This window comes from Achromobacter veterisilvae, from assembly GCF_900496975.1.
Taxonomy (GTDB): Bacteria; Pseudomonadota; Gammaproteobacteria; order Burkholderiales; family Burkholderiaceae_B; genus Achromobacter; species Achromobacter veterisilvae.
Genome location: NZ_UFQC01000037.1, coordinates 41,327 through 63,648 on the forward strand (window position 1 = coordinate 41,327; position 22,322 = coordinate 63,648).

Sequence of the window (22,322 nt, forward strand, 5' to 3'; positions counted from 1 at the left end):
TAGGCGAAAAAACAGCCGCTCCCGGAGGCGGGCGCCGCCGCCGTCAGAGGCTGCCGTAGGCCCAGCGCAGGCTCAGCGACCCGGTGTGTTCGCGCATTCCCCCGCCGTACTGGCCCCCATAGGCCAGCCCGATGGCCGCCGAGCGCGACAGGGCCACTTCCGCGCCCAGCCCCACGAGCGCGGCGCTGGGGGCGATCGGGGCGCCAGCGACCGTCAGCACGCCGCCGCCGTCGAGCGCCAGGGTCGTTTCGGGTTCCACGTCGCCGAATGCGCGGCGCCAGCCCAGGAGGGCGTGCACGCGGACCATGGTCGGGCCCAGCGGCACGCCGGCCTGCCCGCGCAGCCCCAGCGTCGTCGTGGTCTGCGCCAGCCGCCCGCTGCCGGCGGCGATCGCGGCCGATCCGCCCGATTCCGCGAAGCCGCGCGTGCGCACGTCGCGCAAGGCCAGGCCGGCGAACGGCTCCAGGCTTGCCCGCTCCGGCAGCGGCAGTTCGTAGCCGAGTTCGGCGAAGGCCAGCACCGTGTTGGCGCTGACGTCCGCCGTCAGGGTCTGGGAAATGCCCGGCAGGTCGAAGTGGCGCGTCGTGTCCATGTCGTGCCAGGCGTAGGAGGCGGCGGCCAGCAGGTTCACCTTGCCCGCGCCGGCCGCGAAAGACCGTTTCCCGTAGAGGGTGGCGCTGTAGCTGTCGACGGTCGCCTTGGCGTCGAGCGCATCGACCCGGACCCGGGCGCGGGTGGCGCCCAGCGCGCCGCCCAGCCGCCAGCCGGCGCCGGCATCGAATTCGCCGCCGGCGTAGACGCCCGTGGTGCGCTGCTTGATGCGCGCCGCGGCGCCGCTGCCTTCGAGCAGTTGCCAGTTGTCGATCGCGACGATCCAGCCTTGCGGCGTTTCACGGGCGCAGGCCGCGCCGGCGCCCGCGCCCATCAGTGCGAACGCGGCGAATGCCGGCGCCAGCAGCCGCCGGCGGGCGCGCTCAGGGCGCCGCGGCATGCCGCGGCTCTGTCCGGAAGTCCGCACTCGGGGCGCGGTCTGTTAGGACAGTTCCTTCAGCAGCAGTTCCCAGAACTTCAGGCGCTGTTCCAGGGTCGAGACCAGCACGTACTCGTTCAGGGTGTGCGCGCCGTCGCCGTCGGCGCCCAGGCCGTCCAGCGTGGGAATCCCCATGGCGGACGTGAAGTTGGCGTCGCTTCCGCCGCCGGTCATCGGCGCGTCTTCGAGCGGGAAGCCCGCGCGTTCGGCGTAGCCCTGCGCCAGCGCCAGCAGTTGCGTGGCGGCCTCGGTCTTCACCATCGGCGGGCGGTTCAGTTCCACGTTGATGTCCAGTTCGACGTCCGGACCCACCGCGCACAGTTCGCGCATGCGGCGCAGCACGTCCTCGGCGGCGCCCATGTCGGGAACGCGGAAGTCCACCACGCAGCGGCACAGCGCCGGCACGGTGTTGGTCACGGTGCCGCCGGCGATCGTGCCGACGCTGACGGTGATGCCGCGCTCATAGTCGGTCATGGCTTCCAGCGCCAGCACCTGGTGCGCCATTTCGCGGATGGCGCTGCGGCCTTTCTCGTGCTGCATGCCGGCGTGCGCCGGGCGGCCCTTGACGTTCAGGTTCAGCATGCCCGTGCCCTTGCGGGCCGTGACGCACTTGCCGCCGTTGGGACGCGCCGGTTCGCACACCAGCGCGTACTTGGCGTTGGCGGCGAAGCGTTCGATGTGCGTGCGCGACGCGTGGCTGCCGGTTTCCTCGTCGGGCACCACCAGCAGGTCCACCGGCAGCTTGGTCGCGCCGGGACGGGCCAGGCCGGACAGGGCCGAGAGCGCCAGGTAGATGCCCGCCTTCATGTCGTAGCCGCCCGGGCCGTAGAGGCGGTCGCCCTCGATGCGCACCGGATTCTCCAGCAGCGTGCCGACCGGGTGGACGGTGTCCATGTGGGCCAGGATCAGGATGCCGGGGCGGGTGTCGCCGGGCGCGCGGTTGGTGGCGTACAGCAGCGGGCCCGTGGCGGGGCCCAGCGACGACAGCTCCACCGTCAGGCCGGCGGCCGCGGCGAAGTCGGCGATGATGCGGGCCATCGCGGCGATCCCTTCGGGAAAGTTCGAGGGCGATTCGCATTGCAGCCAGCTTTGGATGCCGGCGACGATCTGTTCGGTGCTGGGAGTGGTGGACATGGCGGTATCGGAGTTCGGCGGATTGAGAAAAGGGAACGGTCAGGCGACCTGCTGGCCGGCCAGGCGGGCCAGTTCGGCATCGTCGGGCATCCGCCCGTCGAACCAGAGGCTGGCGCAGACGGCGGACATGGCCCGCCCGTCGTGGCCGATGCCGGGCACGACCTGCAGCGTCCAGCCGAACGGCACGCCGCGGCGCTCCGCTTCCTTGCGGCCGGACTCGAAGTAGTTCTTGGCGCGTGCGAAGCGGTGCGGACCCTGGCGCATGGCGGCGGGCTCGGACGGCAGGTTGGGGTCGTCGGTGGCGATGTCCTGGTCGCCCGCCAGGATGGTCATCGGGTAGGCCAGCAGCTTCACCAGGTGGTCTTCCGTCAAGCCGACTCCGTCCATGCCTTCGGGGAAGGGGTAGTCGAACGTGGGCAGCGTGTACCAGCCCGGGTTGCCGGCCGCGACCGCCTTGAACGGCGCGTGCGGCTGGCTGCTCATCAGGCGGTGCACGAACTGGCCGCCGGCCGAATGGCCGAACAGGTAGACGTTCTGGCCGTCGGTGATTTCGCCGGCGATCATGTCCTTGATCACATTGCCGACCAGCGCGTAGGTCCAGCCGTCGATGTGGCGCGGATTGCCGCCGGCGGAGAACACGCGGCCGTTGTTGTAGCTTTCGACGCCGGGCCATATCTCGTTGGAGAAGGTCGGCGCCACGATCAGCAGTTTGTGCTTGTCGGCGGCCTCGACCCAGAAGTCGCGGTATTCGTCGCCGTTGCGCAGCACGCCGTGCTGCACGATGACGACCGGGCGGTCCGGCGTGTAGCCGTAGGGGCGGTACGTCTGCAGCTTGAAGGGGCGGTCGGCGTTGCGGTCTTCATCCACGTACAGGATGGCGTTGCGGCCCGCATGGCCCATTTCGATGGCGATGCGGTCCACGTTGGACATATCGGAGGGTTTCATCAGGCGTTTGGCTCGTTCAGGTGACAGGCCGACCAGTGGCCCGCCGAGATTTCTTTCAGCTCCGGCGCCTGTTCGCGGCAGCGGGGCATGGCGTGGGGACAGCGAGGATTGAAGGTGCAGCCCGGCGGCGGATTCAGCGGCGAGGGGATCTCCCCCTTGATCGGCGTGAACTTGCGGCCGCGGCGGCCCACGTCCGGCACTTCGGCCATCAAGGCCTGGGTGTAGGGGTGGTTGGCGCGCGCGAAGATCTCGGCCGAGGTGGAGATCTCCACGATCTTGCCCAGGTACATGATCGCCACGCGGTCCGAGATGTGCTTGACCACGCCCAGGTCATGGCTGATGAACAGGTACGTGAAGCCGTGCTGTTCGCGCAGGTCCATGAACAGGTTGATCACCTGCGCCTGGATCGACACGTCCAAGGCGGCCACGGGCTCGTCGCAAACCAGGAACTTCGGGGACACCATCAGGGCGCGGGCGATGCCGATGCGCTGGCGCTGGCCGCCGGAAATCTGGTGTGGAAAGCGGTCGCGGTACTCGGTGTCCAGCCCCACTTCCTTCAGCGCGCGGTCGATGCGCGCGGGAATCTCGGCGGAGGGCGCCAGCTTGTGGACCTTCAGCGCTTCGCCCAGGATCTGGCGCAGGCGCTGGCGCGGATTCAGCGAGGCCTGCGGATCCTGGAAGATCATCTGCACGCCCAGCGTGTACGCCAGCTTCTCGGCGCCGCGCAGCCGGCGGGCGTCCTGGCCCAGGTAGCGCAGTTCGCCCTCGGTCTGGCGGTGCAGGCCCGCCACGACGCGGCCCAGCGTGGACTTGCCGCAGCCGGATTCGCCGACCAGGCCCAGCACTTCGCCGCGCTGGATGGACAGGTCGACGCCGTTGACGGCATACACGGTGCGGCGGTCGATGGGGCGGCCCGCCATGGCCAGGATGCGCTGGGCCAGGTCGGGACGCTGCTCGAAGCGCTTGTGGACGTTCTTGAGCTCGATGACGGGAGTATCGGCTGGTCTCATGCTGACTGTGCCTCGCGGGCGATCGGTACGTAGCAGCGGTAGCTGCGCGGGCCTTCGGTGGTGACGGAGGGGGCTTGTTCGGTGCAGCGCGTGACCGCGTTGGGGCAGCGCGGACGGAACGCACAGCCCGCGGGGCGGCCGGCCAGGCTGGGCGCCATGCCGTTGATCTGGTGCAGGCGCGCGCCGGGCTGCGTGGTGCCGGGCATCGAATCCAGCAGGCCCCTGGTATAGGGGTGGCGCGGCGCGTCCAGCACCTGTTCGACCGGGCCGCTTTCGACGATGCGCCCGGCATACATCACGGCCACGCGGTCGGCCAGTTCGGCCACCACGCCCAGGTCGTGGGTAATCCAGATCAGCGCCGTGTTGTGCTCGCGGCAGATTTCCTGCATGCGGTAGAGGATCTGGCCCTGGATGGTGACGTCCAGCGCCGTGGTCGGCTCGTCGCAGATGATCAGGTCGGGCTTGTTCAGCATCGCGATCGCGATCGCCACGCGCTGGCGCATGCCGCCCGAGAACTCGTGCGGATAGCTCTTCAGGCGCTTTTCGGGCGACGGAATCCCCACCATGGCCAGCGCGTCGCGGCAGCGCGCCTCGGCCTCGGAGCGCGAGACGTTTTCATGGGTGAGGATGGCTTCCATCATCTGCTCGCCGATGCGCAGCACCGGGTTCAGCGTCATCAGGGGATCCTGGAAGATCATGGCGATGCGGTTGCCGCGCAACTGGCGCATCTGCTCTTCGCTCAGTTTGCGCAGGTCCGTGCCCTTGAACTTCACTTCGCCGTCCACGACCTCCCCGGGCGGGTCGATCAGGCCCAGCAGCGAGAACCCGGTGACGGACTTGCCGGAGCCGGATTCGCCCACCAGGCCGACGATCTCGCCGCGGCGCACGGTAAGGTCGACGCCGTCGACCGCCAGCCAGGCGCCGGCCTCGGTATGGAATGCGGTGCGCAGGCCGCGCACATCAAGTAGTGTTTCGCTCATTTCATTCGTCCATTACGCCGCCAGCAGCGCCTGCAACGGGCGCCGCCCGATCGGGATGCCGCGGAGCCGGCTTTGCCGGTCCGCAGGCATGCCCCCTTGAGGGGGGCCCGCCTAAGGGGGAAGCGCGCAGCGCTTCGGGGGTGGGCTTTCCCTTCATGCTCGACGAGGATCCAGGCTTTCGCGCAGGCGGTCGCCCACGATATTGATGGAAAGGATCAGCACCAGCAGGGCGATGCCCGGGAACAGGCTGATCCAGTAGTCGCCCGACAGCAGGTACTGAAAGCCGTTGGAGATCAACAGGCCCAGCGAGGGTTCGGTGATGGGCACGCCCACGCCCAGGAACGACAGCGTCGCTTCGAGGGCGATGGCGGTCGCGATCTGGATGGTGGCGAACACCATGACGGGGCCCAGGCAGTTGGGCAGCAGGTGGAACAGCATGATGCGCCAGGCCGGAAAGCCCAGGTTGGCGGCGGCTTCCACGTATTCCTTGCGGCGTTCCTGCAGGGCCCGGCTGCGCATGATGCGCGCGTAGTGGCCCCACTGCACCAGCACCAGCGCGAGGATCACCTTGTCGACCCCGCGCCCCAGCACCACCAGCAGCACCAGCGCCACCAGGATGGTCGGGAAGCCCAGGATGAAGTCGACGATGCGCATCAGCACGGTGTCGACCACGCCGCCGATATAGGCGGCCACCAGGCCGATCGCGCCGCCCACGGCGGTGGCCAGCACCACGGCGGACAGGCCCACCATCAGGCTGATGCGCAGGCCGTACAGGATGGCGCTGAGCATGTCGCGGCCCTGGTCGTCGGTGCCGAGCCAGGCGATGCTGCCGTCCATCAGCGCCTGGCGCGGCGCCAGGCGGCCGTCCATGAGCGACAGGTTGGCCAGGTCGTACGGATTCTGCGGCGCGAAGTAGGGCGCGAAGATCACCAGGACGATCAGGATGGCCAGGGCGATGGCGGAGCCGCGCACCGTGGGGCGCGCGTGCAGTTTCTTCAGGATGGCGGCGCGCTGGGGCGTCTCGGCCAGAGGCTGGACGGTGCGGGTGCGGCCGGAATTGGGAGATTGAGCCATGGCGGATTATTGAGCGGGGGTCACGAGCTGCACGCGCGGGTCGAGCGCGGCGTACAGAATGTCCACAACCAGGTTGATGATCACGAAGATCAGGGTCACCAGCATCACGTAGGCCACCACGACCGGGCGGTCGAGCTGGTAGACGCTGTCGATCAGCAGCTTGCCCATGCCGGGCCAGGCGAACACGGTTTCGGTGATGGTGGAGTAGGCGATGAGGGTGCCGAACTCCATGCCGATCACGGTGACCACCGGGATGAGGATGTTGCGCAGGATGTGGCGGCGCACGATGCGCCCGGGCTTCACGCCCTTGGCGCGCGCGAACTTCACGTAGTCCTGGCTGCGGGCCTCGACCACGCCGGAGGCCGTCAGGCGCAGCACCAGGGCGATGTTGGCCAGGGCCAGGTTGATGGCCGGCATGATCAGGTGCGACCAGCCGTCGGCGGTCAGGATCGACAGCCGCACGCCCAGCACCGTGACCGTGTCGCCGCGGCCGGTGGCGGGCAGCCAGCCCAGCCAGACCGCGAACAGCAGGATCAGCATCATGCCCTGCCAGAAGTTCGGCAGGGAAAAGCCCAGCACCGACGACGCCATGATGCCGCGTCCCAGGGGCTGGTCGCGGTACAGGCCGGCGACCAGCCCCAGCGGAATGCCGAAGACACAGGTCAGCAGGATGGCCACGATGACCAGTTCGAACGTGGCGGGGATGCGCTGCACGATCAGTTCGATGGCGGGAATGCCGTGCACGAAGGACGTGCCCAGGTCGCCATGCAGCGCGCGCCACAGGAAGCCCGTGTATTGCTGCCACACCGGCAGGTCCAGGCCCAGGCGGGCGATCATCGCCTCGCGCGCGGCCTGGCTGGCTTCGGGACTGACCAGCAGTTCTATCGGGTCGCCCACGGCATAGACCGCGAAGAAGACCACGACCGAAACGGCCAGCAGCACGAACAGACTCTGGATCAGTCTGCGTAGGATGAACAAGGCCACGAGATTATTTCCTTGGTGGGCTCAGGGGTTGCGGGCGCCGCGTGCTTACTTGGCGGGCTTGGCCGACATGGCCAGGGTGTACTGGTCGGCGCGGCCTTCGTACGTCAGCCCTTTGCGGAACGCCCAGATGCTGCTTTCGAAATGCAGGGGAATGCTGGGCAGGTCGGCCAGCGCAAGGGCCAGCGACTCTTGCAGCAGCTTTTCCCGCGCGGCCGGGTCCACGGTGACGAGGGCGCGCTTGAACACGCGGTCGAACTCGGGGTTGTCGTAGCCGCCGTAGTTGCTGGTGCCCAGGCCGTGTTCCTTGTCGAACGCGCTGACCCAGTATTGTAGGAAAGACGAGGCCTCGCCCGTTTCGGACGACCAGCCGCCCATGGCGAAGCTGAATTCGCGCTTGGCGCGCTTGGGGAAGTACACCGAGCGCGTCATGGTGTCGACGGTGGTCTTGATGCCCACGCGCGACAGGTATTGCGCCACCGCCTGCGAGATCTGCGCGTCGTTGATGTAACGGTCGTTGGTGGACGAGACGGTCAGCTCGAAGCCGTCCGGGTAGCCGGCCTCGGCCAGCAGCTTCCTGGCGGCGGCCGGGTCGTACTTGAGTTCGGGCGGATGGGGCAGGGTGCCGAACATGCCGTCGGGCAGGAACTGGTTGGCCGGCGTGGCCGCGCCGTCCATGATGCGGTCGGCGATGGTCTTGCGGTCGATGGCCAGCGAAATGGCGCGGCGCACGCGCACGTCCCGCAGCGGATTCTTGCCGTCGGCGGCCTTGACGCCGGGGCTGGGGCTGCGCGCCACGTCGGGCTGGAAGTACACCACGCGCACCGACGGCGTGGTGACGTGGCCGAAGCCGGGCGTCTCCGAAATGCGCTTCACGTCGCGCGCGGCCGGGTTTTCGATCAGGTCGAAGTCGCCCGCCAGCAGGCCGGTCAGGCGCGGGCCGGCGGCCGGCACCGGCACCAGCTTCACGTTCGCCCAGGCCGGCTTGTCGCCCCAGTACGCGTCGTTGCGCGCCAGCTCGATGCCGGTGCCCTTGACGTAGCTCTTCAAAGTGTACGGGCCGGTGCCGATCACGGAGCGGCCGCTGTTGAAGTCGGCCACGGTGGGCCAGGCGCCGGTGACGCCGCATTTGTTCTTCAGGTCGAAGCTGATCGGGCCGTGCTCGGCGATGCCGTTCCACAGCATGGCCATGCGGGTCAGGTCGTTGGGCAGCAACGGATAGGGCTGGCGCGTCTTGATCACCAGGGTGTTGCCGTCCCGCACCTGCACGTCGGCGAACTTCTGGATGATGGACGGGTACGAGCTGCTGATGGACTGCTCGTTGTTCACCACGCGGCAGAAGGTGAAAAGCACGTCCTGCGCCGTGAACGGCTGGCCGTTGGAGAACTTGACGCCCTCGCGCAGCGTGAATTCCCAGGTCGTGTCGTCCACCGGCTTCCAGGCCGTGGCCAGCCGGGGGATCAGGTTCATCGCGGCGTCCTGCCCCACCAGCGTCTCGAACAGGTGCGAGGTCATCGCGTCGTTCGGCGTGGCCTGGTGGTAGTGCGGATCCGTGGAGGTCGGCTCGGACGACAGGCCGATCTTCAGGGTGGCGGGGCCCCCCTGGGCCAGGGCCGCGGGCGCACAGGCGGCCAGCGTACAGGCGGTGAGGATGCTGCGGTAGAACGTCTTGGCGGACATGGTTTTTTCCCTTGTTGTCTTGGTCTTTCCGTGGCGGCGCCCGGCTGCGCGGGCGCTCCGGTGCGTCAGGCGATGGGCTGCGCCAGCCGGACGACGGTCACGCCGGGCCGCAGGTTGGCGGTGGACGGCATGATCAGTACGCAATCGTCATAGGGCGTGACGACGGGCTCGCCTTCGGACCAGCCGATCAGGCTGCCGGCCGCGGCCAGCGTTTCCAGGCCCTTCCAGGGCTGGGCGAAGCGGAAGTCGGCGCTCTTGGCGGCAATGGCGTGGGTGACGCGCAGGGCGCGCTGCGACGGCGCGCCGGGGGCGAACCACGCCTCGGGCAGGTCGCCGCGGTCCACGGCGTCCGCCGCCACCAGGAAGCGCGCCATCTGGTCGATGGCCACGCCGCGCGCCTCGGGCGCGCCATGGAAACCGCATTCGATCAGCAGGGAACGGGTGCCGTTGTCGCCGGATTCGCCGAAGCGGCCGTAGTCGCGCATGCGCACGCCCGCCGCGTGGCCGGCGTCGGCGATGATGGTGGCGGGGTTGCCCAGCGCCAGGGCCAGGTCGATATTGCGCTGTTCCAGGCCGGTCAGTTGCAGCGGCACGTCGGAATTGCTCATCGAATGGAAGTCCAGCAGCCAGTCGGCCTGCTCCACCCAGGGGCGCAGTTCGGCCGCGCGACGGCGTTCCTGGCTGATGGGCACGCCCAGCTTGTCGCCGCTCCAGACGCGGTTCATGTCTTCATCGACGAAGCGCGCCGGGGCGTAGTTGGCGGAGTCGAAGCGGTCGAAGGCCGCCAGGTTGCAGAACGCCAGCGTCAGCGAGCCGCGGCGGGGCCGCAGGCCGGCCGCCAGCGCTTCTTTCAGCGCCCAGGCGCCGCAGAGTTCGTTGCCGTGCACCAGGGCGCTCAGCATGACGCGTTTGCCCGGCGCGCCCGAGTCGAAATGCCAGACGCCGGGCGTATCCGTGTTGCCCACGCGCTCCGCCGACAGGTCCGGACAGGCGAGCAGAAATGGACGTGGAAGGGACGCGGGGGTGGGCGTAGGCATGGGAACTCCGATGAAGCGACGCGATTGTATAGGCGATGGCGGACGGGCGGCGGCTAAGTGCCGGTAGGGGCATGCGCCGCGGCGCGGCGGGCGCTGGAAAGGGCTGCTGGCACGGGTTTTCCCTTATTTTTGGGGCGCGTCATGGGCGCGCCGCCTTCGAGTATTCGCCGAATTCTAGGAGCTTGGAAGCTTTCTCTACAATTAGAATATTTATCAGAAGCTTTGCATAAAAGGCAAAGCTCGATCCGGCGGCCAAAGTTGAACATGCACGGTATTGCCCTGAAGTATTTTCTGGAGGTGGCCCAGGCGGGCAGCCTGAGCGGCGCTTCCGAGCGCCTGCATGTGGCGGTGTCGGCCATCAGCCGGCAGATCGCCAAACTGGAGGAAGAGGCGGGGGCGCCGCTGTTCGAGCGCGCCGCGCGGGGCATGGTCCTGAGCGAGGCGGGCCGATTGCTGCTGGCGCATGCCCGGCGCACCATGCTCGAGGCCGAGTCCGTCCTCCAGGAGATCGCCGAGGTCAAGGGCGCCGCGCGCAACGAGATCCGGGTGGCGTCCGTCGAAGGCCTGGCGCGGATCTTCCTGCCCTCGGTGATGGCGCGGTTCCACCGGGACTGGCCGAACATCCGTTTCGACCTGCACGTGGGTTCGCCCGCCGAGGTGAGCCGCCGGGTGGCCGAAGGCAGCGTGGACCTGGGCATGGCCTTCATCGCGGAGCGCGTCGGCGAGGTCAGCGCGCGCTATTCGCGCCGCGCGCCGGTGCAGGCGGTCATGGCGGCGGACCATCCCCTGGCGGGCCGCGCCAGCGTCAGCCTGCAGGACCTCGGACAGTATCCGCTGGCGCTGACCGGGCCGGGCACCACCACGCGGCAGCTTTTCGAAATGGGATGCGCCCTGGAATCGGTGCAACTGGAGCCCGTGCTGACCTGCAACGATTCCTCGCCGCTGCATGGATTCGTGTTCGGCTCGGACGCCATCATGCTCGGGGGCTATATCTCGGTGGCGTGGAGCCTGCGGCGCGACGAACTGGTCGCCGTGCCGATTTCCAACGCCGAACTGCAATCGCGCACCTTGCAGATCCAGGTCATGCCGGGACGGGTGCTGCCGCCCAAGGCGGAGGCATTCATCGAACTGCTGTGCCGGGAACTGGACCGGGCGCTGGCGGGCTGAGCGCAAAAAAAACGGCTGCGCGAGGCAGCCGTTCCGGGTTCAGGCGAGCCTGATTACTTCTTGTCGGGCGTGACCGAGGTGGCCAGCGTGTACTGGTCGCGGCGGCCTTCGTACGTGATGCCCTTGCGGAAGGCCCAGATGCTGCTTTCGAAATGCAGCGGGATCAGCGGCACGTTGTCCAGTGCGATCTGGGTGGATTCCTGCAGCAGCTTTTCGCGCTTGGGGGCGTCCACCGTCACGATGGCCTGCTTGTAGACCTTGTCGAAGTCGGCGTTGGAAAAGCCGCCGTAGTTGCTGGTGCCCAGGCTGTTGGGGGAATCCAGGGAAGCCACCCACAACTGGAACAGCGCCGAGGCTTCACCCGTTTCCGCCGGCCAGCCGCCCATCGAGAAGCTGAACTCGCGCTTGGCGCGCTTGGGGAAGTAGATGGAGGCCGTCATGGCGTCCACGTTGGTCTTGATGCCGACGCGGGCCAGGAACTGGGCCACGGCCTGCGCCACCTGGCCGTCGTTGACGTAGCGGTCGTTGGTGGACGACAGCGTCAGTTCGAAGCCGTTCGGGTAGCCGGCCTCGGCCAGCAGCTTCTTGGCGCCTTCGGGGTCGTACTTGATTTCCGGGGCCTTGGGCAGGGCGCCGAACATGCCGTCGGGCATGTACTGGTAGGCCGGGGTGGCCATGCCGTCCATGATGCGGGCGGTGATGGCCTTGCGGTCGATCGCCATCGAAATCGCCTTGCGCACGCGCAGGTCCTGCAGCGGGTTCTTGCCGTCGGCGCTCTTGACGAAGGGGCTGGGGTTGCGGCCCACGTCCGGCTGGAAGAACACCAGCCGGGTGGAGGGCGTGGCCACGAAGCCGAACTTGGGGTTGTCCTTCAGGCGGGGCAGGTCGCGGGCGGCCGGGTTCTCGATCATGTCGAAGTCGCCGGACAAGAGGCCGGTCAGGCGCGGGCCGGCGGAGGGCACCGGCACGAACTTCACTTCCTTCCAGTACGGCTTGGGACCCCAGTAGTTCTCGTTGCGGACGAGTTCGATGCCGGTGCCCTTCACGTAGGACTTCAGGGTGTACGGGCCGGTGCCGATGGCGTCCTTGCCATTGTTGAAGTCGGCCACGGTGGGCCACGGGCCGGTCACGCCGCAGCCTTTCTTCGGGTCGAAGGTCAGCTTGCCGTGCTCGACGATGCCGTTCCAGACGATGGGCAGCGAGCGGGCCAGTTCGGCGGGCATCAGCGGGAAGGGTTCGCCGGTCTTGATGATCACGGTGTGCGCGTCGGGCGTCTGCACGTCGGTGATGCGCTTGGTCATGTCCATGTAGGACTGCGACACGTTGGTCTCGTTGTTCAGCGTGCGGCACACGGTGAACAGCACGTCTTCGGACGTGAAGGGCTTGCCGTTGGAGAACTTGACGTCGTCGCGCAGCTTGAATTCCCAGGTCGTGTCGTCCAGGCTCTTCCAGGACGTGGCCAGCGCGGGGATCAGCTTCATGTCGGCGCTGCGGCCCACCAGCGAACTGTAGACGTGCGCGGAGAACGCGTCGTTCTGCGTCATCTTGTGGTAGTGGGGGTCCGCCGAGGTGGGTTCGGCCGACAGGCCGACCTTCAGCGTCTGCGCCTGGGCGGCGGCCAAGGGAATGGCGGCGGCCGCGAGGGCCAGGGTGGTGCGCAACTTCATGGTGACAACTCCGGATGGGGAACGAACCGGATCGTGCTTGCGTGTGAACCGCCTGCGCCAGCCGGACTGGCGGGGCCGCTCGGAGGGGCTCAGGGAGGTTTGGCGCCAGGCACGACGGCAAGGGGCCGATTATCGGTAGGGGCTTCGCGCGCTGTCAATGCAGAACGGCGAATGCGGCGCTAGGGAAAACGCCGAGAAGAGGGGGCGGGGAGGGCGTCGCGGGGGCCCCGGAATAGGGGCCGGCGCGGCGCGATGGCGTTCCGGTGAGGGCCGGGACGCCGCAATCCGCCGCAGCGGGCGCCGGGGAGCCGGCGGGCGTTGCGGCGGCGGCGCGCCAGGCTGGATCGCGGGAGATCGGTCGCGATTCAGTCCAGCGCGGCAGGGCTTACCACTGCGAGCCGGAGAAGCGCGAGCTGGCGGCGCGTGCCTTGTTCATCGAATCATTCACTTCGTCGATGAAGGCAAAGACGGCGGCAACGGCTGCGATCACGGTTTGGCCGGCCTTCTTCAGGCTGGTCAGCGGGTGGGCATTCGGTTGGTTCTCGAGGGCGCCGCGGAGCAGGTCACGCTCCAGCGCGTCGGTCAGGCGGGCAGTGTGGTTCAGGGTCAGTTCGCTCATGGCTTTCTCCAGTCCGTTTCGTCATGGGGTAAACCATTATAGGGATAACCCTAGGATAAAAGCAATGTGTTTTCCAGGGTAAACCCTAGTATGTTGTAAAAATGTTTATTTGACGGGGACTTAGGGGGTGGAAACGGGCCCCCGGCCGGTATTGCGCAGCCCGCGGGCCGCGTCCGCCAGTTCTCCGGCCGTGAGGCCGATGGGCCCGATGCCCTGGGCGACCAGCGCGTCCGCCGCCGCGCCGTGCAGCCAGACGGCTCCGGCCACGGCCTGGTCCAGCGGCAGGTTCTGCGCGATCAGGGAACCGAGCATGCCGGCCAGCACGTCGCCGGTCCCGGCGGTGGCCAGCCCCGGATTGCCGCTGGTGTTGATCCGCAGTTCGCCCTGGGGCGGGCAGACCACGGTGCCCGCGCCCTTCAGCACGATCCAGGCCCCGTAGCGTCCGGCCAGCTCCCGGGCGGCGCCCGGCCGGTCGGCCTGGACGTCCGCCGCGCTGGCGCCCAGCAGGCGGCCGGCCTCGGCGGGGTGGGGCGTCAGCACGACCGGGCCCGGGCCCCAGCCGGGCTGGATGTCGCCCCGCGCCAGCAGGTTCAGGCCGTCGGCGTCCAGCACCAGCGGCGATCCCCGCCGCAGGACGAACAATTCGGACAACGCGTTGGCGGCCAGGGTGCCGGCGCCTATGCCGCAGCCGGCCACCCAGGCGGTGACGCCCCAGTCTTCCTCCAGCAGCGAGCGGGCGTCTCGCAGCATCAGTTCGGGCTGCAGCGGGTCGCAGGCCAGGGGCGGGGCTTCCTGGGCGAAGCCCACCAGCACCTTGCCGGCGCCGGTTTTCAAGGCCGCCCTGGCGGCAAGCAGCGCCGCGCCGGTCATGCCCGGGCCGCCGCCCAGCACGCCGACGGTGCCGAAGCTGCCCTTGTGCGTGTCCACGCCGCGGGGGGCGAACAGGGCGGGCAGGGCGGCGCGGTCGATCTTGGCGCCGGCGGGCGGGACGGGGGTGTTCATGGGCTGAGGCTCCGCTGGGAATCGGCATGGCGTGGAAGGCGGTATCCACTATAGTGCGCCGAGACGGGCCGGCCCAGCGGGCCGCCCCGGGCGGGCAGTTCCGGAAGGGCACTCGCCACATCGAAAAGACAACGCGGAGAAGACAATGACCGACATTACGCTGGAACACTATTCGGCCTACGAGGCCTTGAAGCTGCGCCGGCACCCGGGCGGCGTGCTGGAACTGATCATGGGCGCCAAGGGCGGACTGCCGGGCAAGCTGTCCACGGCCGACGACCGCATGCACCGCGAACTGGCCGACATCTGGCGCGACATCGACACCGATCCGGACACCCGCGTGGTGGTGATCCGCGGCGAGGGCAAGGGTTTCTCGGGCGGGGGCGATCTGGACCTGGTGCAGCAGATGGCGGACGATTTCGACGTGCGCGCCCGCGTCTGGCGCGAGGCCCGTGACCTGGTCTACAACATCATCAACTGCAACAAGCCCATCGTGTCCGCCATGCATGGCGCGGCGGTGGGCGCGGGGCTGGTGGCGGGCCTGCTGGCCGATATTTCGATCGCGGCGCGCGATGCGCGCATCATCGACGGCCATACCCGCCTGGGCGTGACGGCGGGCGACCATGCCGCCATCGTCTGGCCGCTGCTGTGCGGCATGGCGAAGGCCAAGTACTACCTGATGCTGTGCGAAACCGTGACGGGCGAGGAAGCCGAGCGCATCGGCCTGGTGTCGCTGTGCGTGGACGAGGCCGAGCTGATCGGCCGCGCCTTCGAGGTGGCCAACAAGCTGGCCGCCGGGTCGCAGACCGCCATCCGCTGGACCAAGTATTCGCTGAACAACTGGCTGCGCATGGCGGGGCCGAGCTTCGATACCTCGCTGGCCCTGGAATTCATGGGCTTCGGTGGCCCGGACGTGCGCGAAGGGATCCAGTCCCTGCGCGAGCGCCGGGCGCCGAACTTCCGGCCCGAATCGCCGTTCTGAGGCGCGGGGCGCGCAGCGCTATTTCTTGAAGAACTTCGCGAACGCGGCCTGCGCCTCTTCGGTCTGCAGGCGGGCGCGGAACTGCTGAGCCTCGTAGTCCAGCGTTTCCTGGATGGCCTGGCGGTCCGGGCGCCGCAGCATCGACTTGGTCAGGCGCAGGGCCGCCGGCGGCTGGCGCGCCAGGTCGGCGGCAGTGGCCTGCGCGGCCGCCAGCGCCTGCCCGGCGGGCGTGACGGAAGTGGCCAGGCCGGCCTCGAAAGCCTCTTGCGCCGAAAACGCCTTGCCCTGCAGCAGCCATTCGGCGGCGCGGCGGGCGCCGGCCAGTTTCGGCATCAGCAGGCTGGACGCGCCTTCCGGGCACAGCCCCAGCGCCACGAACGGCATGCGCAGGGTGGCGCCTTCCGCGACGTGGACGAAATCGCAATGCTGCAGCAGCGTCACGCCGATGCCGATGGCATAGCCCTCGACCGCGGCGATGACCGGCACGTCCGCCGCCGTCAGCACCCGCAGGAACGCGATGCCCGCGCTGTCGCCGGCGCCGCGTTCGGCCTGGAAGTCGCGCAGGTCGTTGCCCGCCGTGAAATGCCCGCCCGCACCGGCCAGGATCACCGCCGACACCGCCTGGTCGGCGCTGGCCAGGGCGATCTGTTCGGCCAGCGCGGCGTAGGTCGCGATGTCCAGCGCGTTGCGGCGGTCCGGGCGGTCTATCGTCAGGGTCAGGACCGCGCCCTCGCGGGCGACTTTCAGCCCGCCGCTCATGATGCGAAGGCCCTGCTGTCCACGCGGGCCTTGGCGTCCGCGTATTCGCGGCGCAGCGTGTCGACGATCTGGCGCGTCGGCAGCACGCTGGCGATGCCGCCCACCCCTTGCCCCGCGCCCCAGATGTCCTTCCAGGGCTTGACCCGGGTCGAACCGAAGTTGGACGCGCCGTTCTCGGGCTGCGGCAGGTTGGCCGGATCCAGCCCGGCGGCGGCGATGCTGGCCTTCAGGTAGTTGCCGGGGATGCCGGTGAAGAACGGCGTATAGAGGATGTCGGAGGCGCTGGCGTCCACGATGGCGGATTTGTAGCCTTCACTGGCGTTGGCCTCTTCGCTGGCGATGAAGCGCGTGCCCATGTAGGCGAAGTCCGCGCCCATGGCCAGGGCGGCCAGGACGTGCGCGCCGGAGGTGATCGCGCCGGACAGGATCAGCGGGCCGTCATAGAAACGGCGCACTTCGGCCACCAGGGCGAAGGGGCTGAGCGTGCCCGCGTGCCCGCCCGCGCCGGCGCACACCAGGATCAGGCCGTCCACGCCGGCCTCCAGCGCCTTTTCGGCGTGGCGCAGGGTGGTCACGTCGTGGAACACCTTGCCGCCCCAATCGTGCACGCCCTTGACCAGGTCGCCAGGCGCGCGCAGGCTGGTGATGATCAGCGGCACGCGGTGGCTGGCGCACACCGCCAGGTCTTGTTCCAGGCGGTCGTTGGACTGGTGGATGATCTGGTTGACCGCGAACGGCGCCACGGCGGCGCCGGGGTGGGCCTCGCGGTGGGAGGCCAGGCCGGCCTGGACCTCGTCCAGCCAGTCGGTGAGCAGGCTTTGCGGGCGCGCATTCAGCGCCGGGAACGAGCCCACGATGCCGCTGGTGCATTGCGCGACCACCAGCTTCGGATTGGACACGATGAACATGGGGGCGCAGATGACCGGCAGGGACATCTGGCCATACAAATCAGTCACGAGAGAGTGGGGCATGGGCGTCGTCGCGGGAAAAGGTCCCAAGAGGGCTTGAGCATCGTTGGCGGGTGTGTCTATAATTACCTACCGACCGTCCGGTAATTAATTAATCCCTATTAAACGGCATGCGCCGAAGCGCTGTCAATGGAGGTTCGCTCGAACCCCCGGCAGCGCCGGCGCCGCCCTTCAAAGGCTGTCAATGGCGACCTCCGCCCCTCCCGTCCAGAAACGCGCCCGCGCCGGCCGGCCGCCCTCGTCGGCGGCGCCGCGCGAACGCATCCTGGAAGAAGCCGCCAAGCTCTTCGCCCGCAGCGGCTACGACGGCAGTTCCGTGTCGGACCTGGCCGCGGCCCTGGGCGTGTCCAAGGCGGCCATCTATCACTACTACACCACCAAGCAGGACATCTACGACGCCATCATCCTCGGCGTCCTGAGCGGGCTGACGCAGACCGTCGGCCAGGACGTCGCCCGGGCCGACGGCGCGGCCGCCGGGCTGCGCGCCTTCATGGTGGGCCACGCGCGCTATTTCGAGCAGCACCATGCCGAGTTCGTCACCATGCTGATCGGCTATTCCGGCATGGCGCTGACCGAGCGCGAGGACGCCGCCCGGCTGCGCGACGGCTACGAAAAACGCCTGCGCGAGGTGATCGCCCAGGGCGTCGCCGATGGCGTGTTCCGGCCGCTGGACGTGCCGGCCGCCGGCCGCGCGGTGCTGTCGATGCTGAACTGGATGGTGCGCTGGTACAAGCCCGGCCAGGGCGACAGCGCCGAAATCATCGCCGCCGGCTATTTCGATTTACTGGTCGGCGGCATGCGCGCCTGAACGCGCCGCCCCGGCTCCGCCTTTTTCTCTTGAGACTTCCATCATGGCCCTCGATACCGAAACCCTGAACCTGCTGCTGGACGCCGTGCGCCGCTTCGTGCACGAGCGCCTGATCCCCGCCGAAGACGAGCTGGCCGCCAGCGGCCAGGTGCCGCCCGACATCGTCCGCGAAATGCGAGAGCTGGGGCTGTTCGGCCTGTCCATCTCGCCCGACTACGGCGGCCTGGGCCTGAACATGGAAGAGGAAGTGCGCGTGGTGTTCGAACTGGGGCAGACCTCGCCCGCGTTCCGGTCGCTGGCGGGCACCAACATCGGCATCGGCTCGCAAGCCATTGTATTGGCCGGCACGGACGAGCAGCGCAACCGCTACCTGCCCAAGCTCGCCAGCGGCGAACTGGTCGGCTCCTTCGCGCTGACCGAGCCGGACGCCGGTTCGGACGCGATGGCGCTGCGCCTGTCCGCCGTGCGCGACGGCGACGGCTACGTGCTCAACGGCACCAAGCGCTTCATCACCAACGCGCCGATCGCCGGGCTGTTCTCCGTCATGGCCCGCACCGCGCCCGAACGCCGCGCGAACTCCATTTCGTGCTTCCTGGTCGAGGCCGGCACGCCGGGCCTGATCATCGGCAAGCCCGACAAGAAAATGGGCCAGGCGGGCGCCCTGACCAGCGACGTGGTGTTCGACAACTGCCGCGTCCCGGCAAGCGCCTTGCTGGGCGGCGAAGAAGGCAACGGATTCCGCACGTCGATGCGCGTGCTGGACAAGGGCCGCCTGCACATCTCGGCGCTGTGCGTCGGCATCGCCGACCGCCTGCTGCGCGACGCCGTGAAGTACGCCCTGGAACGCAAGCAGTTCGGCCAGCCCATCGCCGAATTTCAGTTGGTCCAGGCCATGATCGCCGACAGCCAGGCCGAACTCTACGCCGCGCGCTGCATGGTGCTGGACGCCGCCCGCATGCGCGACCGCGGCGAAAACACCACGATGCAGGCCGCCTGCTGCAAGCTCTACGCCACTGAGATGGTGGGCCGCGTGGCCGACCGCGCGGTGCAGATCCACGGCGGTTCGGGCTATATGTCCGAATACGCGGTGGAACGCTTCTACCGCGACGTGCGCCTGTTCCGCATTTTCGAGGGAACCTCGCAGATCCAGCAGTTGGTGATCGCCCGCGAAACCATCAAGGCGCATTCCTGAACACGCGTCCGGGCTAATATCCAGCTTGACCTACGGTGATCCGGTCCGGCCCGTGCGCAGCCGCGGGCCGGACGTCCTCATTTCTCTTCTAGCGAAAAGATTACAGATGTCGCAACGTCCCGCTCCCCTAACCGGCATACGTGTGCTCGACCTGACCCGCGTCCTGGCCGGCCCCTGGTGCACCCAGAACCTCGCCGATCTCGGCGCCGAGGTGATCAAGATCGAACGGCCCGGCTCGGGCGACGACACGCGGGCCTGGGGGCCTCCCTACCTGAAGGACGAGGCGGGCAACGACACCAGCGAGGCGGCCTACTACCTGTCGGCCAACCGGAACAAGTTCTCCGTGGCGCTGGACATCGCGTCGCCCCGCGGCGCCGAACTGGTGCGCGAATTGGCGCTGCAGAGCGACATCCTGGTGGAAAACTTCAAGGTGGGCGGCCTGTCCAAGTACGGCCTGGACTACGACAGCCTGAAGGAAATCAACCCCCGCCTGATCTACTGCTCCATCACGGGTTTCGGCCAGACCGGCCCGTACGCCAGCCGCCCCGGCTACGACTTCATGATCCAGGGCATGGGCGGCCTGATGAGCATCACCGGCGAACGCGACGACCTGCCTGGCGGCGGTCCGCAGAAGGCCGGCGTCGCCGTGGCCGACCTGATGACCGGCATGTATTCCACCGTGGGCATCCTGGCCGCGCTGCACGAACGCTCGCGCAGCGGCGTGGGCCAGCACATCGACATGGCGCTGCTGGACTGCCAGGTGGCCATGCTGGCCAACCAGAACCTCAACTACATGACCTCGGGCGTGGCGCCCGGGCGCGCCGGCAACGCGCACCAGAACCTGGTGCCGTACCAGGTGTTCGCGGCCAGCGACGGCCACCTGATCGTGGCCGTCGGCAACGACAGCCAGTTCCGCAACTACTGCGGCGCGATCGGCCTGCCGGAACTGTCGGCGGACCCGCGCTTCTCCACCAACCCGCAGCGCGTGAAGAACCGCGCGGAACTGGTGCCGCTCCTGACCGAGCGCATGGCCACCGGCGAGCGCGACCACTGGCTGGCGGCCCTGGAAGGCGTCGGCGTCCCGGCGGGGCCCATCAATACGCTGGACCAGGTCTATGAAGACCCCCACGTGCTGGCGCGCGGCATGAAGCGCGAACTGCCCCATCCGGCGGCGGGCAAGGTGCCGATGGCGGCCAGCCCGCTGAAGTTCTCCGGCAGCCCGGTCGAATACCGCCGTCCGCCGCCCATGCTGGGCGAGCACACCGGGCAGGTCCTGGCCGAGCGGCTGGGGCTGTCGGCCGAAGAAATCCAGGCGCTGGCCCAGAGCCGGTCCTGAGTCCAATCCCATATAGACAGGCAATAGGCAGGAGAGTGTTGATGACGGAGATTCAAACCATCGGCGTCGTGGGCGCCGGGGCCATGGGGCGCGGCATCGCGCAGATCGCGGCGCAAGCCGGGCTGCGCGTCCGCCTTTACGACACCAGCGCCGAGGCCGTGGCCGCCGCGCGCGAGTCGCTGCGCCAGACCTGGGAAAAGCTGGCCCAGAAGGGCAAGCTGAGCGCCGCGGACGCCCAGGCCGCGCTGGGCCGCGTGGAATCGGCCACCGCCCTGACGGACATGTCGAACTGCCAACTGGTGGTCGAGGCCATCGTCGAGCGGCTGGACGTCAAGCGCGACCTGTTCGCCGCGCTGGAAGGCGTGGTGTCCGAGGACTGCATCCTGGCGTCGAACACGTCGTCGCTGTCCATCACCGCCATCGCGGCCGCCTGCAAGCGCCCGCAGCGCGTGGCCGGCTACCACTTCTTCAATCCGGTCGCGCTGATGAAGGTGGTGGAAGTCATCGACGGCCTGCGCAGCGCGCCCGAAGTGGGCGACGCGCTGGCCGAGCTGGCCCGTCGCATGGGCCATACGCCCGTGCGCGCCAAGGACATGCCCGGCTTCATCGTTAACCACGCCGGCCGCGGCATGAATACCGAAGGGCTGCGCGTGGCGCAGGAGGCCGTGGCTACCTTCGCCCAGGTCGACGCGGTCATGCGCGAGCAGGCCGGGTTCCGCATGGGGCCGTTCGAACTGCTGGACCTGACGGCGCTGGACGTGTCCCACCCCGTCATGGAGTCCATCTACCGGCAGTTTTTCGACGAGCCGCGTTTCCGTCCGTCGCCCATCACGACCGTGCGCCTGGCGGGCGGCCTGATCGGCCGCAAGACCGGCGAGGGCTTCTACGTCTACGCCGACGGCCAGAAGCAGGTGCCGGCCGAGCCGCCCGTTCCGGCGCTGCCCGCCGGCCTGAAGGTCTGGGTCAGCCCCAAGCATGCGGAAGGTTACGCGCGCGCCACGGCGCTGGTGGAAAAACTGGGCGCCACGCTGGTGACCGGCTCCGTGCCCGACGCCGACGCCCTGATCCTGGTCACGCCGTTCGGCGACGACGTCTCCACGGCGGTTTCCGCCCAGGGCCTGAACGCGGCCCGCACCGTGGGCCTGGACACGCTGTACGCCTTCGACGCCGCCAAGCGCCGCACCATCATGGTGTCGCCCGCCACCGAAGCCAAGTGGCGCGACGCCGCGCACGCGCTGCTGGCCGCCGACGGCGTGCCCGTGACGGTGATCCAGGATTCGCCCGGCTTCATCGCGCAGCGCATCGTGGCCACCATCGTCAACATCGCCAGCGACATCGCGCAACAGCAGATCGCCACCCCCGAAGACATCGACCTGGCGGTCACGCTGGGCCTGGGCTATCCGGCGGGCCCGCTGGCGCTGGGCGACAAACTGGGCGCCGAGCGCATCCTCGAAATCCTGAAGAGCATGCAGCGCGTGACCGGCGACCCCCGCTATCGCCCCAGCCTGTGGCTGCAGCGCCGCGTGCAACTGGGCATGTCCCTGACGAAAGCCGGCGCGTAACGCATCCCGGCCCCAAGAAAAAGCCCCTCGAATCTGAATTCGAGGGGCTTTTTGCTTGAGCGGCGCGAGGGCTTACTTGGCGGCGTCCACCATGTACTGCACGGCTGCGCGGATGTCGTCTTCGGAGGCGTCGGCCGCGCCGCCCTTCGGGGGCATCGGCGGCTTGCCCTGCATGGCGACCTTCACCATGGCGTCCATGCCGGTCTTGATGTAGGGATCCCAGGCGGCCTTGTCGCCGAACTTGGGGGCGTTGGCCACGCCGGTGGCGTGACAGGCGAAGCAGACGCTCTTGTACAGCTTTTCGCCGGCCGGGTTGACGGCCGCGGCCGCTTGCGGAGCGGCGGGCGCCGGGGCTTGCGCGGCCGGAGCCGCGGCGGGCGCGGGAGCCGCGG

The 22,322-nt window shown here is 68.8% G+C and carries 21 protein-coding genes; 6 read left to right on the forward strand and 15 right to left on the reverse strand.

What is annotated here, in order from left to right:
• Positions 1 to 43 precede the first annotated feature (43 nt).
• From AVE30378_RS25845 to AVE30378_RS25885, 9 genes are all read right to left on the reverse strand, one after another.
• Positions 44 to 991 (reverse strand): autotransporter outer membrane beta-barrel domain-containing protein, encoded by a 948-nt coding sequence (locus tag AVE30378_RS25845; RefSeq protein WP_129244998.1) that lies wholly within the window; start codon positions 989 to 991, stop codon positions 44 to 46.
• Between the two features lie 42 nt (positions 992 to 1,033).
• A complete protein-coding gene (locus AVE30378_RS25850) occupies positions 1,034 to 2,164 on the reverse strand; it encodes a M20 family metallopeptidase (protein WP_129245000.1) in 1,131 nt (376 codons plus the stop codon).
• Between the two features lie 39 nt (positions 2,165 to 2,203).
• Positions 2,204 to 3,109: an alpha/beta hydrolase family protein gene (locus AVE30378_RS25855; protein ID WP_129245002.1), complete on the reverse strand. Its 906-nt coding sequence runs from the start codon at positions 3,107 to 3,109 to the stop codon at positions 2,204 to 2,206.
• Positions 3,109 to 4,119 carry an ABC transporter ATP-binding protein gene (locus AVE30378_RS25860; RefSeq protein WP_129245004.1) on the reverse strand — a complete coding sequence of 337 codons (1,011 nt, stop codon included), beginning with the start codon at positions 4,117 to 4,119 and terminating at the stop codon, positions 3,109 to 3,111. The genes AVE30378_RS25855 and AVE30378_RS25860 overlap by 1 nt, the downstream gene beginning before the upstream one ends.
• Positions 4,116 to 5,099 carry an ABC transporter ATP-binding protein gene (locus AVE30378_RS25865; RefSeq protein ID WP_129245006.1) on the reverse strand — a complete coding sequence of 328 codons (984 nt, stop codon included), beginning with the start codon at positions 5,097 to 5,099 and terminating at the stop codon, positions 4,116 to 4,118. The genes AVE30378_RS25860 and AVE30378_RS25865 overlap by 4 nt, the downstream gene beginning before the upstream one ends.
• A 153-nt stretch (positions 5,100 to 5,252) precedes the next feature.
• Entirely contained in the window at positions 5,253 to 6,173 is a 921-nt protein-coding gene (locus AVE30378_RS25870) for an ABC transporter permease (protein WP_129245008.1), read from the reverse strand.
• A gap of 6 nt (positions 6,174 to 6,179) precedes the next feature.
• Positions 6,180 to 7,157 carry an ABC transporter permease gene (locus tag AVE30378_RS25875; protein WP_129245010.1) on the reverse strand — a complete coding sequence of 326 codons (978 nt, stop codon included), beginning with the start codon at positions 7,155 to 7,157 and terminating at the stop codon, positions 6,180 to 6,182.
• 45 nt (positions 7,158 to 7,202) lie between these two features.
• Positions 7,203 to 8,834, reverse strand: coding sequence for an ABC transporter substrate-binding protein (locus tag AVE30378_RS25880; RefSeq protein ID WP_129245012.1), 1,632 nt, complete (start codon positions 8,832 to 8,834; stop codon positions 7,203 to 7,205).
• 65 nt (positions 8,835 to 8,899) lie between these two features.
• Positions 8,900 to 9,871, reverse strand: a complete 972-nt coding sequence (locus tag AVE30378_RS25885; protein ID WP_129245014.1) for a M14 family metallopeptidase — start codon at positions 9,869 to 9,871, stop codon at positions 8,900 to 8,902.
• A gap of 264 nt (positions 9,872 to 10,135) precedes the next feature.
• On the opposite strand from AVE30378_RS25885, the gene AVE30378_RS25890 reads away from it, so the two are divergent.
• Entirely contained in the window at positions 10,136 to 11,038 is a 903-nt protein-coding gene (locus tag AVE30378_RS25890; RefSeq protein ID WP_129245015.1) for a LysR family transcriptional regulator, read from the forward strand.
• 53 nt (positions 11,039 to 11,091) lie between these two features.
• Here the strand turns inward: AVE30378_RS25890 and AVE30378_RS25895 are convergent, their stop codons facing one another.
• The 3 genes from AVE30378_RS25895 to AVE30378_RS25905 all read right to left on the reverse strand — a co-directional run bounded on the left by AVE30378_RS25895 (position 11,092) and on the right by AVE30378_RS25905 (position 14,326).
• On the reverse strand, positions 11,092 to 12,705 hold the full coding sequence (locus tag AVE30378_RS25895; protein WP_129245016.1) for an ABC transporter substrate-binding protein: 1,614 nt from the start codon (positions 12,703 to 12,705) through the stop codon (positions 11,092 to 11,094).
• Positions 12,706 to 13,090: 385 nt separating this feature from the next.
• Complete coding sequence (locus tag AVE30378_RS25900) at positions 13,091 to 13,324, reverse strand: hypothetical protein (protein ID WP_129245017.1); 234 nt, start codon at positions 13,322 to 13,324, stop codon at positions 13,091 to 13,093.
• Between the two features lie 120 nt (positions 13,325 to 13,444).
• Positions 13,445 to 14,326 (reverse strand): NAD(P)H-hydrate dehydratase, encoded by an 882-nt coding sequence (locus AVE30378_RS25905; protein ID WP_129245018.1) that lies wholly within the window; start codon positions 14,324 to 14,326, stop codon positions 13,445 to 13,447.
• 145 nt (positions 14,327 to 14,471) lie between these two features.
• Between AVE30378_RS25905 and AVE30378_RS25910 the strand changes: the two genes are divergently transcribed.
• Positions 14,472 to 15,305 carry an enoyl-CoA hydratase/isomerase family protein gene (locus AVE30378_RS25910; protein ID WP_129245019.1) on the forward strand — a complete coding sequence of 278 codons (834 nt, stop codon included), beginning with the start codon at positions 14,472 to 14,474 and terminating at the stop codon, positions 15,303 to 15,305.
• Positions 15,306 to 15,323: 18 nt separating this feature from the next.
• Here the strand turns inward: AVE30378_RS25910 and AVE30378_RS25915 are convergent, their stop codons facing one another.
• Together AVE30378_RS25915 and AVE30378_RS25920 are read right to left on the reverse strand one after the other, a co-directional pair.
• Positions 15,324 to 16,064, reverse strand: a complete 741-nt coding sequence (locus AVE30378_RS25915) for an enoyl-CoA hydratase-related protein (RefSeq protein ID WP_129245020.1) — start codon at positions 16,062 to 16,064, stop codon at positions 15,324 to 15,326.
• On the reverse strand, positions 16,061 to 17,035 hold the full coding sequence (locus tag AVE30378_RS25920) for an NAD(P)H-dependent flavin oxidoreductase (RefSeq protein ID WP_129245021.1): 975 nt from the start codon (positions 17,033 to 17,035) through the stop codon (positions 16,061 to 16,063). Before AVE30378_RS25920 ends, AVE30378_RS25915 begins: the two co-directional genes overlap by 4 nt.
• Positions 17,036 to 17,216: 181 nt before the next feature.
• On the opposite strand from AVE30378_RS25920, the gene AVE30378_RS25925 reads away from it, so the two are divergent.
• From AVE30378_RS25925 to AVE30378_RS25940, 4 genes are all read left to right on the forward strand, one after another.
• The gene (locus AVE30378_RS25925) at positions 17,217 to 17,840 is read left to right on the forward strand and encodes a TetR/AcrR family transcriptional regulator (protein WP_129245022.1); all 624 of its coding nucleotides are present in this window, start codon (positions 17,217 to 17,219) and stop codon (positions 17,838 to 17,840) included.
• A gap of 43 nt (positions 17,841 to 17,883) precedes the next feature.
• Complete coding sequence (locus tag AVE30378_RS25930; RefSeq protein ID WP_129245023.1) at positions 17,884 to 19,032, forward strand: acyl-CoA dehydrogenase family protein; 1,149 nt, start codon at positions 17,884 to 17,886, stop codon at positions 19,030 to 19,032.
• Between the two features lie 106 nt (positions 19,033 to 19,138).
• Positions 19,139 to 20,368, forward strand: coding sequence for a CaiB/BaiF CoA transferase family protein (locus AVE30378_RS25935; protein WP_129245024.1), 1,230 nt, complete (start codon positions 19,139 to 19,141; stop codon positions 20,366 to 20,368).
• A gap of 41 nt (positions 20,369 to 20,409) precedes the next feature.
• Positions 20,410 to 21,930, forward strand: a complete 1,521-nt coding sequence (locus AVE30378_RS25940; RefSeq protein WP_129245025.1) for a 3-hydroxyacyl-CoA dehydrogenase — start codon at positions 20,410 to 20,412, stop codon at positions 21,928 to 21,930.
• Between the two features lie 72 nt (positions 21,931 to 22,002).
• Here the strand turns inward: AVE30378_RS25940 and AVE30378_RS25945 are convergent.
• A partial coding sequence (locus AVE30378_RS25945; protein WP_165360304.1) for a c-type cytochrome occupies positions 22,003 to 22,322 on the reverse strand: 320 nt, incomplete at its 5' end.

Coding starts and splice junctions, on each gene's coding strand:
- AVE30378_RS25845 (WP_129244998.1), bottom strand. CDS start 991: ATGCCGCGGCGCCCTGAGCGCGCCCGCCGGCGGCTGCTGGCGCCGGCA.
- AVE30378_RS25850 (WP_129245000.1), bottom strand. CDS start 2,164: ATGTCCACCACTCCCAGCACCGAACAGATCGTCGCCGGCATCCAAAGC.
- AVE30378_RS25855 (WP_129245002.1), bottom strand. CDS start 3,109: ATGAAACCCTCCGATATGTCCAACGTGGACCGCATCGCCATCGAAATG.
- AVE30378_RS25860 (WP_129245004.1), bottom strand. CDS start 4,119: ATGAGACCAGCCGATACTCCCGTCATCGAGCTCAAGAACGTCCACAAG.
- AVE30378_RS25865 (WP_129245006.1), bottom strand. CDS start 5,099: ATGAGCGAAACACTACTTGATGTGCGCGGCCTGCGCACCGCATTCCAT.
- AVE30378_RS25870 (WP_129245008.1), bottom strand. CDS start 6,173: ATGGCTCAATCTCCCAATTCCGGCCGCACCCGCACCGTCCAGCCTCTG.
- AVE30378_RS25880 (WP_129245012.1), bottom strand. CDS start 8,834: ATGTCCGCCAAGACGTTCTACCGCAGCATCCTCACCGCCTGTACGCTG.
- AVE30378_RS25885 (WP_129245014.1), bottom strand. CDS start 9,871: ATGCCTACGCCCACCCCCGCGTCCCTTCCACGTCCATTTCTGCTCGCC.
- AVE30378_RS25890 (WP_129245015.1), top strand. CDS start 10,136: ATGCACGGTATTGCCCTGAAGTATTTTCTGGAGGTGGCCCAGGCGGGC.
- AVE30378_RS25895 (WP_129245016.1), bottom strand. CDS start 12,705: ATGAAGTTGCGCACCACCCTGGCCCTCGCGGCCGCCGCCATTCCCTTG.
- AVE30378_RS25900 (WP_129245017.1), bottom strand. CDS start 13,324: ATGAGCGAACTGACCCTGAACCACACTGCCCGCCTGACCGACGCGCTG.
- AVE30378_RS25905 (WP_129245018.1), bottom strand. CDS start 14,326: ATGAACACCCCCGTCCCGCCCGCCGGCGCCAAGATCGACCGCGCCGCC.
- AVE30378_RS25910 (WP_129245019.1), top strand. CDS start 14,472: ATGACCGACATTACGCTGGAACACTATTCGGCCTACGAGGCCTTGAAG.
- AVE30378_RS25915 (WP_129245020.1), bottom strand. CDS start 16,064: ATGAGCGGCGGGCTGAAAGTCGCCCGCGAGGGCGCGGTCCTGACCCTG.
- AVE30378_RS25920 (WP_129245021.1), bottom strand. CDS start 17,035: ATGCCCCACTCTCTCGTGACTGATTTGTATGGCCAGATGTCCCTGCCG.
- AVE30378_RS25925 (WP_129245022.1), top strand. CDS start 17,217: ATGGCGACCTCCGCCCCTCCCGTCCAGAAACGCGCCCGCGCCGGCCGG.
- AVE30378_RS25930 (WP_129245023.1), top strand. CDS start 17,884: ATGGCCCTCGATACCGAAACCCTGAACCTGCTGCTGGACGCCGTGCGC.
- AVE30378_RS25935 (WP_129245024.1), top strand. CDS start 19,139: ATGTCGCAACGTCCCGCTCCCCTAACCGGCATACGTGTGCTCGACCTG.
- AVE30378_RS25940 (WP_129245025.1), top strand. CDS start 20,410: ATGACGGAGATTCAAACCATCGGCGTCGTGGGCGCCGGGGCCATGGGG.